14 protein-coding genes and 2 pseudogenes are annotated in these 15,697 nt (G+C 47.2%); 9 read left to right on the top strand and 7 right to left on the bottom strand.

What is annotated here, in order from left to right; translation table 11 throughout:
* Window position 1: 1 nt before the first annotated feature.
* Complete coding sequence (gene msrA, locus AC6I8Y_RS01780) at window positions 2–628, top strand: peptide-methionine (S)-S-oxide reductase MsrA (RefSeq protein WP_498020674.1); 627 nt, start codon at window positions 2–4, stop codon at window positions 626–628.
* Between the two features lie 49 nt (window positions 629–677).
* Here msrA and AC6I8Y_RS01775 read toward each other — a convergent pair whose 3' ends face one another.
* Window positions 678–878 carry a DUF1107 domain-containing protein gene (locus AC6I8Y_RS01775; RefSeq protein ID WP_042478719.1) on the bottom strand — a complete coding sequence of 67 codons (201 nt, stop codon included), beginning with the start codon at window positions 876–878 and terminating at the stop codon, window positions 678–680.
* A gap of 281 nt (window positions 879–1,159) precedes the next feature.
* Between AC6I8Y_RS01775 and AC6I8Y_RS01770 the strand changes: the two genes are divergently transcribed.
* The 6 genes from AC6I8Y_RS01770 to AC6I8Y_RS01745 all read left to right on the top strand — a co-directional run bounded on the left by AC6I8Y_RS01770 (window position 1,160) and on the right by AC6I8Y_RS01745 (window position 6,313).
* On the top strand, window positions 1,160–1,711 hold the full coding sequence (locus AC6I8Y_RS01770; RefSeq protein ID WP_252013206.1) for a YtfJ family protein: 552 nt from the start codon (window positions 1,160–1,162) through the stop codon (window positions 1,709–1,711).
* A 243-nt stretch (window positions 1,712–1,954) separates the two neighbouring features.
* Window positions 1,955–2,503 carry a zinc uptake protein ZrgA gene (gene zrgA, locus AC6I8Y_RS01765; protein WP_498020673.1) on the top strand — a complete coding sequence of 183 codons (549 nt, stop codon included), beginning with the start codon at window positions 1,955–1,957 and terminating at the stop codon, window positions 2,501–2,503.
* 56 nt (window positions 2,504–2,559) lie between these two features.
* Complete coding sequence (locus AC6I8Y_RS01760; RefSeq protein WP_234494632.1) at window positions 2,560–3,249, top strand: ABC transporter ATP-binding protein; 690 nt, start codon at window positions 2,560–2,562, stop codon at window positions 3,247–3,249.
* Complete coding sequence (locus tag AC6I8Y_RS01755; RefSeq protein WP_252013202.1) at window positions 3,246–4,505, top strand: ABC transporter permease; 1,260 nt, start codon at window positions 3,246–3,248, stop codon at window positions 4,503–4,505. Before AC6I8Y_RS01760 ends, AC6I8Y_RS01755 begins: the two co-directional genes overlap by 4 nt.
* Before the next feature lie 79 nt (window positions 4,506–4,584).
* Window positions 4,585–5,046 (top strand): DUF3299 domain-containing protein, encoded by a 462-nt coding sequence (locus AC6I8Y_RS01750; protein ID WP_394154659.1) that lies wholly within the window; start codon window positions 4,585–4,587, stop codon window positions 5,044–5,046.
* A 364-nt stretch (window positions 5,047–5,410) separates the two neighbouring features.
* Window positions 5,411–6,313 (top strand): TIGR03899 family protein, encoded by a 903-nt coding sequence (locus AC6I8Y_RS01745; RefSeq protein ID WP_128649137.1) that lies wholly within the window; start codon window positions 5,411–5,413, stop codon window positions 6,311–6,313.
* 148 nt (window positions 6,314–6,461) lie between these two features.
* On the opposite strand, the pseudogene cysC reads toward AC6I8Y_RS01745, so the two are convergent.
* The 5 genes and pseudogenes from cysC to cobA form a co-directional block, all read right to left on the bottom strand.
* A pseudogene (gene cysC / locus AC6I8Y_RS01740) lies at window positions 6,462–6,894 on the bottom strand (adenylyl-sulfate kinase); the annotation flags it as partial.
* A gap of 89 nt (window positions 6,895–6,983) precedes the next feature.
* Window positions 6,984–8,708 carry an SLC13 family permease gene (locus AC6I8Y_RS01735; protein ID WP_498020672.1) on the bottom strand — a complete coding sequence of 575 codons (1,725 nt, stop codon included), beginning with the start codon at window positions 8,706–8,708 and terminating at the stop codon, window positions 6,984–6,986.
* 79 nt (window positions 8,709–8,787) lie between these two features.
* A complete protein-coding gene (cysN, locus tag AC6I8Y_RS01730) occupies window positions 8,788–10,200 on the bottom strand; it encodes a sulfate adenylyltransferase subunit CysN (RefSeq protein WP_234494637.1) in 1,413 nt (470 codons plus the stop codon).
* Window positions 10,201–10,218: 18 nt separating this feature from the next.
* Entirely contained in the window at window positions 10,219–11,127 is a 909-nt protein-coding gene (gene cysD / locus AC6I8Y_RS01725) for a sulfate adenylyltransferase subunit CysD (RefSeq protein ID WP_498020671.1), read from the bottom strand.
* An 83-nt stretch (window positions 11,128–11,210) separates the two neighbouring features.
* Complete coding sequence (gene cobA, locus AC6I8Y_RS01720) at window positions 11,211–12,119, bottom strand: uroporphyrinogen-III C-methyltransferase (RefSeq protein WP_498020670.1); 909 nt, start codon at window positions 12,117–12,119, stop codon at window positions 11,211–11,213.
* A 286-nt stretch (window positions 12,120–12,405) separates the two neighbouring features.
* Between cobA and cpdB the strand changes: the two genes are divergently transcribed.
* On the top strand, window positions 12,406–14,367 hold the full coding sequence (gene cpdB, locus AC6I8Y_RS01715) for a 2',3'-cyclic-nucleotide 2'-phosphodiesterase (protein ID WP_394154610.1): 1,962 nt from the start codon (window positions 12,406–12,408) through the stop codon (window positions 14,365–14,367).
* 114 nt (window positions 14,368–14,481) lie between these two features.
* Window positions 14,482–14,934 carry a GNAT family N-acetyltransferase gene (locus AC6I8Y_RS01710; RefSeq protein ID WP_394154608.1) on the top strand — a complete coding sequence of 151 codons (453 nt, stop codon included), beginning with the start codon at window positions 14,482–14,484 and terminating at the stop codon, window positions 14,932–14,934.
* A gap of 33 nt (window positions 14,935–14,967) precedes the next feature.
* On the opposite strand, the pseudogene AC6I8Y_RS01705 reads toward AC6I8Y_RS01710, so the two are convergent.
* Window positions 14,968–15,566, bottom strand: a pseudogene (locus tag AC6I8Y_RS01705) (LysM-like peptidoglycan-binding domain-containing protein).
* Window positions 15,567–15,697: the final 131 nt, after the last annotated feature.

The raw sequence follows: 15,697 nt of genomic DNA, 5'->3' as shown, positions 1-15,697 counted from the left end.
GATGGGTAAAAAAGAAATGATTTCCTCCGACCAAGCACTACCTGGCCGAGATGCAGCAATTGCCATCATGGAGCCTCATTTTGTTAATCAGTCAGACCTCAACGCTGAACTCAATCAAAATGAAGAAAGTATCGTTCTAGGCCTAGGTTGCTTTTGGGGGGCTGAGCGTTTGTTCTGGCAATTGCCTGGGGTGATATCAACCTCTGTAGGGTATTCAGGCGGCTTTACACCCAACCCTACGTATGAAGAGGTATGCAGTGGTTTAACCGGCCACACAGAAGTCGTTCGAGTTGTGTTCGACACAACTAAGACTTCTTTACAGGAGATTTTACGCACATTCTGGGAAAAGCACGACCCAACGCAAGGGATGCGACAGGGCAACGATATTGGCACTCAGTACCGCTCTGCAATCTATACTGCGAGCCAAGAACAAGACCAGATAGCAAGACAAACCCAGCAACAATATCAGCAAGCGTTAGGGTCGCAAGGGATCACTACAGAGATCTTACCGCTTGGCGAGTACTACTTTGCTGAAATCTACCACCAACAGTACCTGGCTAAAAATCCAAATGGTTACTGCGGAATTGGTGGCACCGGCGTATGTTTTCCTCCGGAGCTAAACCCGTAGACACGAAAAAGCCCTCGCAATGCGAGGGCTTGAAGAATTCTTTTGTCAGTTAGAGTGCTAGTGCAGCAATCTCGACATTAATCTCTTTGAAGGCGACAAGCTTTTGCCTATCTGCAACTTCAGGTAACAACACCTTGCCGTTGTCGAATCGGAACAAACCAATACCAGCAATGAAGAACTGCCCCTTAAATAACGTCTTTACAAACTTCGCGATCTGACGCGGACGATAAACCGTAAACTTACGCAACATAACCTAACCTCAATATCCGTTTGAGTACATCCTAGTGTTACTCGCATCTTGCGAGTGAACTCGCAATATATTTTGCGATCGATTGAAATTATACGCTAAATTTCTTGAGACACAAACAAAAGTTAACAACTTTGCAACAAACTATAAATTGCTGTTATGCTTGAAATGATTTTATCAAGTGAGGGACATTTCTTGGTCAAATCAACACAATTAAAGTTGTGGCATATCGTAAGTTCACCTAAGGTATGCCGCCCAATATTAAAGTAACGGAAACTATTACAATGAAACTAAAGCCTCTCCTCACCCTAGCCGTGCTGTTTATGCCTGCACTTGCTATGGCAACTAACCTCCAAGTAGGCAGTAATGCTCGCTCCGTATCGGTAAAAGATCACGGTGAGCTAATTCTCAACAACGATGCCATCAGCTATCAAGCATGGAGCAGTGGCGATATGCTTGGCAAAGTGCGCGTCATCCAAGCCATCGCGGGTCGCAGCAGCTCTAAAGAAATGAACGCGCCACTCATGGCGGCAATCACCGCTGCTGACTTTCCAAAAGAAAGCTACCAAACCACCACCGTCATTAACCAAGATGATGCTATGTGGGGTACAAGCTCATTTGTTAAATCATCAGCTGAAGACAGCAAGAAAGAGTTCCCATGGTCCTCGATGGTACTCGACAAGCACGGTCTCGTTGCGAACGCTTGGCAACTAGCTGAAGAAAGCTCAGCAATCATCGTTCAAGACAAGCAAGGCAAGATTCTGTATGTCAAAGAGGGTGCACTAAGCGATGCGGATATCCAGCAAGTGCTTAGCCTAGTCACCGACAACATCTAACTAGCGATAAAAAATTCTAAAAGGGAGCCTAAATGGCTCCTTTTTTTGTTGTTCTGAAAGAGAAACCACGAACCCGATGTTGTTTCTTCTGGAAAATATCTTCGTTTGTTATAACATAACAAACCACAGTTAAGCGAGAACAAGTCGCATCGTTCTCGAGGGAGACCTCTGCACCCGGCGATTTATGCGCATCTTTACCGGCATTGGTATCCAATACTTTTACATCGTTATTAAGGATTAATCATGAAACTAAAGATGACACTCTTAGCTGGTCTCGTTGTATCGCAATTCGCGGTTGCCGATGATCACTTCCGTCAACACGACGCCCATGTGCACGGCCACGTAGAATTTAATATTGCTCAAGATGGTCAAGATCTTTTAGTGGAAATTACTGCACCGGGTGCTGATGTTGTAGGCTTTGAGCATGCTCCTAAAACGGATGCCGAGAAAGCGGCAATGGCTGATGCAAAAGCAAAACTGAACAATATTGATAGCATCCTTACCATTCCAGCAGCAGCAAGCTGTAAGCTAGTAGAAGCGCATGTCGAAAATACGCTAGAGAAAGGCGAGCACCACGACGAGCACGACCACGACCACGACCATCATGATGGCCATGGTGAGTTCTCAGTTCAATACCAATTCTCTTGTGAAGATGTAGCTAAAGTGACTCAAATTGATACACAATGGTTTACACACTTCCCTTCAACTGAGAAAGTATCAGTGAACCTGCTAACGGATAGCGCACAATCGGCAACGGAACTGACTTCGGGTAATACGACAATTAAATTCTAATTCGTCCACCCTTCAGGTCTCACCCCGAGACCTGAAGGTGATTTCCAGAGGACACTATGGCTAGCGTAATCGAACTCAAAGACGTCACCTTCAAGTGGCAACCAGATCAACCCCCAACTCTCGACATTCCATCGCTCACCATAGAACAAGGTGAACATCTATTTTTAAAAGGCCCTAGTGGCTGCGGTAAGTCCACATTGCTCGGCTTACTGACCGGTATTAATACCCCGACGACTGGCGATGTTATCTCACTCAATCAATCACTCAAGACACTGTCTGCCAGCGCGCGCGACAAGTTTCGCGCTGACCATATTGGTTATATTTTTCAGCAGTTTAACTTACTTCCCTACCTCTCTGTCATCGATAATGTCACGCTGCCTTGTGAGTTTTCTAGCGTACGAAAAGATAAGGTGAGCGGCTCTTTACACCAAGAAGCTAAACGCATTCTCGACCATCTAAGACTGCCTGAAAAACTACTCAGCAAGCCCGTTATCGAGTTAAGTATTGGTCAACAACAACGTGTCGCCGCCGCGCGGGCCTTAATCGGTCAGCCAGAGTTTCTGATTGCCGACGAGCCGACATCCGCACTCGACCATGACAACCGAGAAGCCTTTATTGAGCTACTGATGGAACAAGCTAACGCCGCGCATTCCACCTTGATTTTTGTTAGCCATGACCCAACGCTTGAGTCCTTATTTAAAAGAACCGAGAACCTTCAAGATATTAATCAAGTGAGGCCACTATGAGCATCACTCTAAAGCTGGCTTGGAAAAGCCTGCTCAACCGCAAAACAACCGCCCTACTGACCATACTTACGGTAGCGATCTCTGTGATCCTCTTGATGGGCGTAGAGCGAATTCGTACTCAGGCAAAAAGCAGCTTTGCCAATACTATCTCTGGGACCGATTTGATTGTCGGTGGACGCTCCGGTCAAGTGAACCTTCTTCTCTATTCTGTATTTCGTATTGGTAATGCGACCAATAACATCGACTGGAAGAGCTTTGAGGAGTTTAGTAATCACCGCTCTGTGGATTGGGCAATTCCTATTTCACTCGGAGACTCACATAGAGGTTTTCGAGTAATGGGCACCAACCATAGCTATTTCGAGCACTACCAATACGGTCAAAAACAGCACCTGTCTCTTGCCAAAGGCGAAGAATTTGATGGGCTATTTGAGACCGTCATTGGCTCCGATGTCGCAAAGTCTTTGGGTTATGACATTGGTACTGAAATCATTATTGCTCACGGGATCAGCGATGTCGGCTTTAGCCGCCATGATAATACGCCTTTTAAAGTGGTCGGTATTCTCGCGCCAACAGGCACGCCGGTAGACAAAACGGTGCACGTTTCTCTAGAAGCAATAGAAGCGATACACGTCGGTTGGGAATCGGGGGCTAACCTTGGTAATGAGCCGAGTAAAGAGCAGCTACTAAAGATGGATTTCCAACCTAAGCAGATCACCGCCATGTTGATTGGCTTAAAAAGTAAGATCCAAACCTTCGCACTTCAGAGGCAGATTAATACCTACAAACAGGAGCCACTCAGTGCTATCTTACCAGGCGTTGCGCTTCACGAGTTGTGGGGCATGATGAGTGTGGCAGAGACCGCTCTGCTTATTGTCTCGGTCTTTGTAGTCGTTGCCGGACTCATGGGAATGCTCTCTAGCCTGTTGACTAGCTTGCAAGAGCGTCGCCGTGAGATGGCTATTTTACGTGCAATGGGGGCAAGGCCGCGACATGTCTTTACCCTACTAGTCAGCGAAGCCACCGTGCTCACCAGTATCGGCATCGTTTGCGGAATTGGTGGCATGTATGCGATGCTTGCGATTGCCGCGCCCATCATCACGGCAAATTATGGCATCAACATAGCATTATCTGGCATTACGTCGCATGAATGGATGCTGCTTGGATTTGTGCAGCTCGCTGGGGTTATTATTGGTTTCTTCCCAGCGCTACGAGCATACCGACAGTCGTTGAGCGATGGGATGACTATCCGAATTTAGTGAGATTTGAATGAAAACAGTTAAAAGCCTGCTTTGTGGTCTGTTGCTTTCGTTGACGGTTTTAGTACCTCAGCTAGCAATGGCCCAAGAAGAGTCCGATGTATTAACTCTGGACTGGATAGATTTGATTCCAGAAAGTGAGCGAAACCAGTTTGATGCCATGGGCATGCCGGCGATCGATCACTCGGGCGGTGTCATGGAGCAGTCCAAGGTTGGTACGGTTCGCCAAGAGCTTAACGGTAGTCAGGTGAAAATACCTGGGTTTGTCATTCCGCTAGAAGGTGATGAAGACTCAGTCACCGAATTTCTATTGGTGCCTTACTTTGGTGCTTGTATTCACGTGCCACCTCCGCCACCTAACCAGATCATCTACGTGAAGTTTAAAGAGGGTGCGCCTGTACACCGTCTATGGGATGTTATCTACGTCGTCGGAACATTGAAGACCGAAACTATCGATTCTGAGCTTGCGCAAACGGGCTACCTAATCGAAGGGGTCGATATTGAAGATTACGATGATGGGTATTATGACGGAGACGAGTAACTGATACTCGTCTCCACAGATCCTGATAGGTAATGATTAACGAAAGGTTGCTAGGCTGTGTTAGCCGATAAGCGTCGAGAGATAGCCTAGCACCCCGATATAAACACACAGCAATAATGCGATTGAGACGTGTTTTTTCGCTCTATTTTCTCCAGAGTGCCTCATAACGTCCTCCTTCATCCTTAATCTAGAATTTAACAAAGTTTTATCATTTATCCCAGACTTTTTTACAACACGCTTTGCGTCACACCAAAAGCGGACATCAGCTCACACAAATTACTCTGGTTTTTGCAGAAGATTCCCGCTAAATTGAAGCTCTATTGCACAATATTCCTTCGTTTTCGCTTTGTACTGAGTGCCGGTAATGAGTCATCACCCTGTTGAGAGCAAGCTAGCTAGCCAAGAACCCAATTCATCCAATGAACAGGGACAAAAAAAAGCCCACCATATGAAAGACAGCGCGAGTCGCCTCAGAGCCATCGCTGAATCTCATTATTTAGATGCACTCATACGAGAAGAAACCCCAAGCCAATCTTTGTTTGAAAGAGCAATGCTGCGCGAGAAGCAAGGTAAAGAACAGCGCCAAAAAAACCTAGAGCAGATCATCAAAGCCGCGATGGCAGCGTGCAAGAATGAAGTCGCTGGCGAGCCTGATTTTGACTGGCTGGTGCGGTATTTTGATATGGCGAAAGAGATCCATAACTCATCGATGCAAAAGCTTTGGGCGCAGGTACTTAAGCGAGAGATCACCAATCCTGGCGCCACCTCGATGAAGGCACTGAAAACACTCAGAGATATGACGCCCAAAGAGGCGCAAACGCTGCAGCGCGCCGCTTCCCTAGCGTGCAGTTTTGGCACCGATACGAGTCGTAAGCTGCTACTTGGTATCAAGCATCAAACGGGCTTGTTCAGCTTTTCTCGCCGCGAGAGCGTTGATGAGTTAAGCCTTGGGGAATATCAGCTCCCCTACTCTAGCATCTTGCTGTTGGTGGAGCTTGGCGTGTTATTAGCGACAGAATTGGAATCAGGAGAAATAGCCAGAGAAGCCCCTTTAAAGCTCGGCTATCAGGGTCATGACATGATGCTTACGGCGAAAGGGAAAGGCATTACGCTAACCTACTACCGCTTCACGCCAACAGGCAACGAGCTCTGCCAATTGCTCGGTCATCGCTCTAACGCCCAATATCAAGAGCAGCTCATAGAGCTGCTCAATCGAAAGTTTGTGGTTAAAGGAGACGTGCCAACCTCATTCCATCACAAGGTCTAGCTACGACAAGCGTTTAACGAATCACCTGATTAGCCGCTAATATCGATAGACATTGTTCCACCAGCTCAGCGACAGCGTGATCGCCGGCTTTAAGATGGATCTCAGCCTTAAGCGGCGCTTCGTATTCGGAGTCAATACCCGTGAAGTTAGGGATTTCACCGGCACGTGCTTTTTTTGTATAGACCCTTTGGATCTCGAGACTCACACACCTCAAGGCTAGCATCCACAAACACTTCCATAAACTCGCCCTCAGGCAGTAGCTCACGCACCAAGGCACGTTCGGCGCGATGTGGTGAGATGAAAGCAGATAGAACAATAAGACCGGCGTCAGCCATCAGCTTAGCTAACTCGCCTACGCGGCGAATATTCTCTCGGCGATCTTGCTCAGAGAAGCCTAAATCACGACACAGACCGTGTCGCACATTGTCACCATCTAACAAGTAGGTGTGATAGCCACGACTGGCCAGTTCACTTTCTAAGGCGCCCGCTACCGTCGATTTACCCGCCCCAGATAAACCAGTAAACCAAAGTACCACAGGCTTTTGTTTTTTAAGATCGGCGCGCTCTGATTTGGTGACCACATGTTGGTGCCAAATGACATTCTCGTCTTTTTTCGATAGTTTCAGAGGCTTGTACAGTATTCGACATAACTCGTCCTTAGGTAACGCCGTTAAAAGGGAAAAAAGTATGGGATCAAGGCCAACACCAGTACCGAGTAAACGATAGAGATGGGAATGCCAATCCGCATGTAATCTTTAAGTTGATAGTTTCCAACGCTATACACCAATAGGTTGGTTTGATACCCATAAGGGGAAACAAAGCTCGCGCTCGCGCCAAACAACACCGCCATGATAAATGGCATAGGATCGACACCATAGGCGACAGACATACTGTATCCAATCGGAAACGCGAGTGCGGCAGCCGCATTATTGGTCACCAGCTCGGTCAGTAAAAGCGTCACTAAGTAAGTAGCCACTAACGCTCCAAATACTCCCCAACCGTTGAACATCTCGATGAACATATCCCCCATACGCTCTGAGAGACCGGTCGAAATCATCAGCTGCGCAATAGAGAGTGCAGAGCCAACAATCACCACGATATCCGTAGGAAAACGGCGGCGAAGCTCGCCAAGGTTCACAATACCAAACGCCAAAACGGCAATGAGGTACAGAGCTAAACCTTTGATGATGGGTAAAATGTTAGTAAGTGCTAACGCAATCACAGCGACAAACCCAAGCAAAACATAGCTAGACTTGGCGAGATCGAGTTTCGCGCTCGAGTCCAGGTCGTTGACCAAGACAAATTCTTTACGATGTTGGCGGCGAAGCGATTCAAAACGCTTACCTGGAGCCAACACAAGCGTATCGCCTGCTTGCAAAATGATATTGCCCAATCCGCCTTCAAGACGTTCATGTCCCCGGCGAACCGCAACGACAACCGCGTCAAAACGATCACGAAATTGACTCGACTTTAGCGTGGTATTACAAAACGTCGCAGATGAGCTAACAACGACTTCCAGTAAGTTCTGGCCATTTAAGTGATGCTGACCAAAGAAGGTTAAACCAGTGATTTCTTGCAGAGTCGCAACACTCTCTACATCACCACAAAACAGCAGTCGGTCTTTCGCCTCAAGGACAAAATCAGGTCCGACTGACGCCAGCGTCTCGCCGCCTCGTACCACTTCTGCTAAGAACAGCTTACGTAGTGCTCTTAAATTATTTTCAGCGATGCTGCGCCCAACTAGCGGTGAACCAGGCTCGACTCTCGCTTCCAAGAAGTAGGGTAAATCGTCTTGGTTAGTATCGTCATAGTTTGGCAGTAAATAGCTCAGTGGAATAAGCACCAAAACGCCACCGACAAGCACGCTCAAACCAATCCAAGTAGGCTCGAAGAATCCTAGGCTTGGCAAACCCACGTCTTCAACAAAGCTGTTGATAATCAGGTTGGTCGAGGTACCAATTAAGGTTAGAGTACCGCCTAAAATTGCTGCATAAGACAGTGGAATCAGAAGCTTCGAAGGAGCGTGACGTTGGTTACGTTTTATCGCACCAATAAGTGAGACCACAACAGCCGTATTATTGGTGAACGAAGAAAGTAGTGCGGTTGATATGCCGAGTTTCGCGACCACCGCGCCCAAACGCCCCGTGGCAATCGAGCGGCTCACCCAACTAATAAGGCGTGTTTTCTCCAAGGCTGCCGACGACAGGATCAGTAGCACCAAGGTCAATAGCGATGAATTGGTAAAGTTACCGGCAACCGCATTGATGTCTATCATGCCCGCAATAAACGCCAAAAACGCAGCACCCGCGAAAATAAGGCTCGGTTTAATCTGGGTTGCTATCAAGCACGTGATGATAGACATCAGCAAAGCTAGCACCACTCCTTGTTCCCACATGACCTCGTTCCTTATTCACTGCGTCGCTGCGTTGTATCATTGGGCTCAGTTGAACACTCGAGCCCTTTCTTTGTTGCGGTTATATTTTTGCGTCCCACTCTGGGAAGTGCTTCATGATGAGCGCTTTCAGTTCTTTCTCGAATGCTCCCATGCGCTCTTGTGGTGAACGCTGCTCCTCAGCCAGAGCTTCACGAACCAGACCTGCACCGACCGTCACATTAGTCAAACGATCAATCACGATAAAGCCGCCCGTATCTTGAACCGAGTCATAACTATCCACTGCCACTGCTTCAGTAAGTGACCACTCACATAAACCAATACCGTTCAGTGGCAATGACTCTGACTCAAAAGACTTGAGCGAGTTGATATCGTACTGATGACGAATCGCGTCTAGTTGTCCTTGGGTTTTCTTACCAGCAATCTTGATGTCATAACTGCGACCAGCAGCTAGCGGTTCATCTGTCATCCAAACCACATCGGCAAGCAAGCGATTCGATGATGCGACTCGCGACTCTTGCTTAACAATGAGATCGCCACGACTGATATCAATCTCATCCGTCAGCGTTAGTGTCACAGCTTGACCGGCGAATGCACGAGGCAAGTCACCATCGAACGTCACAATGCGCTCTACCTTGGACGTTTTGCCTGAAGGTAGCGCCTTGATTTCATCACCAACGCGGATCTCACCAGAGCCAATCGTGCCAGCAAAACCTCGGAAATCGAGATTTGGACGGTTGACGTACTGCACAGGGAAACGGAATTCGCCTTGCTGTTTGCCTTGGTCGATATCTACTTTCTCAAGCAAGTCGAGCAAAGGTTCGCCTTGGTACCAGCTCATCTTGTCACTGAGATCCACCACATTGTCACCCTCAAGCGCAGAGATCGGGATCATTTGAATGTCGATGTCTTTGCCTAGGTTTTCCGAGAATGTTAGGTACTCATCACGGATTTCTTCATAGCGCTGCTGTGAATAATCAACCAAGTCCATTTTGTTTACGGCGACAATAAAGTGTTTAAGACCAAGAAGGCTGGAAATAAACGAGTGACGACGAGTTTGGTCAAGTACACCTTTACGTGCATCAATTAAGATCACCGCGAGATCACAGGTCGATGCACCTGTAGCCATGTTACGCGTGTACTGCTCGTGCCCTGGTGTATCGGCAATGATGAACTTACGTTTCTGGGTCGAGAAGTAGCGATATGCTACGTCAATCGTGATCCCTTGTTCACGCTCTGCCTGCAAGCCATCTACCAGCAATGCCAAGTCTGGCTTTTCACCTGTGGTACCCACACGTTGGCTGTCAGAGTGTACGGCCGCTAGCTGATCTTCATAAATTTGCTTTGAGTCGTGGAGCAAGCGTCCAATTAAGGTACTTTTGCCATCATCCACTGAGCCACACGTTAGGAATCGGAGTAACGATTTGTACTGGTGCTGACTCAGGTAACCTTCAATACCGAGTTCGGCAAGTTGTGCTTCTACTGCGCTGTTCATAATCTGTTCCTTCGATCCTTAAAAGTATCCCTGACGTTTCTTAAGCTCCATCGATCCTGACTGATCGTGGTCGATCGCTCGTCCTTGTCGCTCACTAGACGTTGCAACGAGCATTTCTTCGATAATTCCCGTGAGCGTGGTGGCTTCCGATTCGATAGCACCGGTTAACGGATAACAGCCGAGTGTTCTAAAGCGCACGCTCTTATGCTCAACCTTTTCATCCGGGCCGATCTCCATGCGCTCGTCATCCACCATGATCAACATGCCATCGCGCTCTACTACAGGGCGAGGCGCCGCAAGGTATAGTGGAACGATTTCAATGCCTTCTAGCAGGATGTATTGCCAGATATCGAGTTCAGTCCAGTTAGACAGAGGGAAAACACGGATGCTTTCTCCCTTGTTAATTTGGCCGTTGTACGTTTTCCAAAGCTCTGGACGCTGGTTCTTTGGATCCCATGTATGGTTTTTGTCGCGGAATGAGTAAACACGCTCTTTAGCACGAGATTTCTCTTCATCGCGACGTGCACCACCAAATGCGGCATCAAAACCATATTTGTTAAGCGCCTGCTTGAGACCTTGGGTCTTCATAATGTCAGTGTGTTTCGATGAACCGTGCACAAATGGGCTACATCCCATAGCCAGACCTTCTGGGTTCTTGTGCACCAAAAGCTCGAATCCGTAGTTCTTTGCTGTACGGTCGCGAAATTCAATCATCTCTTTGAACTTCCAGTCTGTATCGACATGCAGCAATGGGAATGGGATTTTGCCTGGATAAAACGCTTTGCGCGCTAGGTGCAGCATCACCGAAGAGTCTTTACCGATGGAGTACATCATGACGGGATTATCAAATTCCGCCGCGACCTCGCGGATAATATGGATGCTTTCCGCTTCCAGCTGTTTAAGGTGTGTGAGTCTTTCTTGGTCCATGAGTTGTGCTTCCTTTGTTCATGTTGACGTGACTTGGCCAACACACGACTGATTTAGAATGAAAACAGGCTTTACGCTTTGGTTTAAGCCCTAATACTTTGTAATGCTTCAACTTGGCTTGGTGTTGTACTTCCTTTACCAAACCAAGAGAGTTCATCGGCCAAAGACACCACCTCACCAACCACAATGAGCGATGGTGATTGAGCCTCTTTTGCCATGTCAGGTAATGTTGCAAGTGTGCCGCGAAGCACCTTTTGGGTTGCTTGTGTCCCACGCTCGATAATTGCGACAGGCACATTTTGACTGCGACCATGCTTAATTAGCTGAGATTGAATGTATTCTGATTTCATCAACCCCATATAGATAACTAAGGTCTGGTTGCCACGAGCTAGCGTGGACCAATCCATATCGTCGCTATCAGGTTTTAGGTGACCGGTGACAAACAGCGCCGACTGCGCGTAATCACGGTGCGTTAGAGGTATGCCTGCGTATGCTGTTGCACCCGCTGCCGCGGTAATACCAGGGACGACTTGGAATCGGATACCGGCTTCAGCTAATACCTGTAGCTCTTCGCCACCACGGCCAAACACAAATGGATCGCCGCCTTTGATGCGCACAACCTTGTGACCGCTCTCGGCAAATTCCACAAGAAGCTGATTGGTTTTTTCTTGAGGCACGCTGTGGTGACCAGCTCGTTTGCCAACACAGACTAAGATAGTACTATCCGGAACGAGAGCCATAATTTCTTCAGACACAAGGTAGTCGTAAAGAACAACATCGGCTTGCTGCAGTAGGTTTAAGGCTTTAAGAGTGAGAAGTTCAGGATCACCGGGCCCTGCACCAATAAGGGCTACCTCACCTTTGCTGAGCAGAGACTTAGGGAGCTTCGGCTTATCTTGGCTGCTAACCAGCGTTGGAGTGGCTACCTTGCCCGGCTGGTTAGTTGTAGTTGGGTTCATAATGACAATCCTTCGCTTATCGAATGATGGCATTATGACCACTCGCCTATATTACTTGAAATTCTAAAATTTCATTTTTTATTCCAAAAGTCACTAAAGGAATCATTTTCTTAGCGATTGAGTTCAAAATTTGAACGCATTTGATATCTAAAACCTGAATCGATTCTAGTCTTAAAGATAAAGCTGGGATACGCCTATCAGAACCTCAACAGGCATTAATCACAGATCACATTTTTAAGTAGCTAGAAACATTTCTTACATAACAAATTGATACACTTGGCAAGTTTTTGAATCACCCTCTAATGTGAAGGATATGAAGATGAAAGTGGCAGTCAAACCTATTTCTATCGCTGTTCTAGGCGGCATGCTTACGATGGCAGGCCCAGCGATGGCAGACGAGATCAAACTTCGAATTATCGAAACAACCGATATTCATACTAACGTCATGGACTATGACTACTACAAAGATAAACCGTCTCAAAAAATCGGTCTGACTCGTGCTGCTACTTTGGTTAAAGAAGCTCGTGGCGAAGTCATCAACAGTGTTTTAGTCGATAACGGTGACCTCATTCAGGGTAGCCCTATGGGCGACTACATGGCATCGAAAGGCATTAAGCCTGGCGAGATCCATCCAGTTTATAAGGCAATGAACCAACTGGATTATGATGTTGGTAATATTGGTAACCACGAGTTCAACTATGGACTCGAGTTCCTCAACACCACAATTGAGGGAGCAAACTTTCCGTACATTAGCGCTAACGTTTTTGACAAAAAAACGGGAGAGCACTATTTCAAGCCTTACCTAATCAAGACTCACACATTTAAAGATACCGACGGAAACATGCACGACGTTAAAGTCGGTTACATTGGCTTTGTACCACCTCAAATCATGGTCTGGGATAAAAAGAACCTAGAGGGTAAAGTGTTTGCAGAAGACATCAAAGAAACGGCTGAGAAGCTCGTTCCTCAGATGAAAAAAGAAGGTGCGGATATTATCGTCGCGATCCCACACTCTGGTGTCTCTAGCGATCCATACAAAGCAGGTGCTGAAAACTCAACATATTACTTGTCTGAAGTTGAGGGGATCGACGCAATCGCATTTGGTCACTCTCACGCCGTCTTCCCGGGTAAAGGATTTGATAACATCCAAGGCGTCGATAACGAAAAAGGCACCATCAATGGCGTAGCCGCTGTGATGCCGGGCCGCTGGGGCAGCCACGTCGGTGTCATGGATCTGGTACTAGAACAAGATGGCGACAGCTGGAAAGTCGCTGATGCGCAAACAGAGGCTCGCCCTATTTTCGATGCTGTTAACAAGAAATCTCTCGCTGAAGCAGACAAAGGCATCGTAGATGCAGTGAAGGGCGATCACAGTGCGACGCGTGACTTCGTGAACCAACCTATCGGCAAAGCTAACGACGTCATGTACAGCTTCTTGGCACTTGTTCAGGACGACCCTACCGTTCAAATCGTAAACCTTGCACAGAAAGACTACGTTGAAACTATGATTCAAGGCGATCCAGATCTTGATGGTCTACCTGTTCTTTCTGCTGCCGCACCTTTTAAAGCGGGCGGTCGCAAAAACGACCCTGCAAACTTTACCGAGGTTGAATCAGGCCAGCTAACATTCCGTAACGCGGCGGACTTGTATCTGTACCCGAACACGCTTGTGGCACTGAAAGTCACGGGTAAAGAAGTAAAAGAGTGGCTAGAGTGCTCGGCAGGACAGTTTAAACAAGTCGATGCAAACTCAGATAAGCCTCAGGCATTGATCGACTGGGATGGTTTCCGTACCTATAACTTCGACGTCATGGATGGTGTTGAATACCAAATCGATGTGACACAACCAGCACGCTATGACGGTGACTGTAAGCTACTAAACGAGAACAGCGAGCGTATCGTCGGCCTGACCTATCAAGGTAAGCCTATTGATATGAAGCAAACCTTTATTATTGCGACAAACAACTACCGTGCCTACAGCAACAAGTTCCCAGGTACAGGTAACGACTTTATCGCTTTTGACTCTCCAGATGAAAACCGTTCTATTGTAGCGAACTACATCTCCAAAGTGAGCAAAGAGAAGGGTGAAGTAACGCCAAGTGCAGACAACAACTGGTCGTTTGCACCAATTACGACAGACGTCGCGCTAGATGTTCGATTCGAAACCTCACCATCAGACAAAGCGGCACAATTCATCAATGACAAGGGTCAATACCCAATGAAGAAGGTCGCGACCGATGACGTGGGCTTTGCGGTATACCAAATCGACTTGAAGAAGTAACCGAAATCTAAGAGAAACTAGCCACGCTGTATGCGTGGCTTTTTTATTGGACTCGGTTTAGTCTACAGCTATAAATAAATGTTCGCTTTAGACCGTTAAAAAGAGAAATGAATCATGACAATCTGGAAGACTAAAACTTTCTCTGAGCTCACTACCATAGAACTGTATGAGTTGCTCAAACTGCGTGTCGACGTATTTGTGGTTGAGCAAACCTGTCCTTATCCAGAACTGGATAACAAAGACCAAGCAGAAGGTGTACATCACTTACTGGGTTATGAAGACAATGAACTGATAGCTTGTGCCCGCTTGCTACCCAAAGGGACGACTTACGACCAAGTCAGCATAGGGCGTGTAGCAACCAAGCAGACCCATCGAGGTGGCGGATTAGGGCATGACTTGCTGGTAGAGGCGAAACGCGAGTGTGAACGCCTGTGGCCGAATGAGAGCATCCAGATTGGCGCGCAGTCGCATCTGCAGGATTACTATTCCAAACATGGCTTCAGTGTCTGCTCAGAAGAGTATCTAGAAGACGACATTCCACATATTGATATGAGGTTATTGAAATAATAAAGGGGCGAATTCGCCCCTTTTGCATCCATTCTATTTACTGCGGCCAAAGCCTCCATCAGAGAGACGGAAGAACATGATCGATTGGTCGCCCCGCTCTATCTGCAAAATATCTAGGCTCCCCTCTTGGTTGAACTTAAAGCGTATCAACTGACCTTGTTTAATCCGGCTGAGTGGCTTGTCACTGCCTTCTATGCGGGCAAGGGCGTTTAAATCCGCCATAGGTAACTGATTGGTTCGAAAGACGCGTGCTAGCGTGTCACCCTTTTTAACGGTGTACTCTCTCCAATCCGTCTCCACCAACTCTTCTACGTTGGCTTGGGAAGGCTGTTCACTTAGTGAGGCGGTATTGACGCTCACTGCGACACGCTGATTTGCTGGCGTTACCTGAGGTGCATCTGCTTTTTGACTCGGCAGAAACAAAAGTACGATGACAATTGGGACAAGGACGCTCAAAATTCTTCGGTGCAGGCGCGGTAATTGAGTCCAAAGTCCTTTTGCCTTATCTCGAATTTCGGACAGTCGAGAGGTTTCAATCTTCTTAAGGCGAGAGAAGTCGAGCGCTTGCCACTTATCTTTCAGCACTTGAACGTGGTCAACTTTTTTGCTTTTTTACGGTGACGACGATTCATTCCCATTTGTCTCCTACTACACAACCGTCTCAGTTTAAGAAAACCTGCGTTCAGAGTATAGAAAAATCGCAGGTGTCCTATTTTATAACCGCCTAATGTCACAAGTTTAACAACGAATGCGAATTAATTGG

This window comes from Vibrio sp. KUL78 (assembly GCF_059725505.1).
This window is presented reverse-complemented; position numbering and strand designations above follow the sequence as displayed.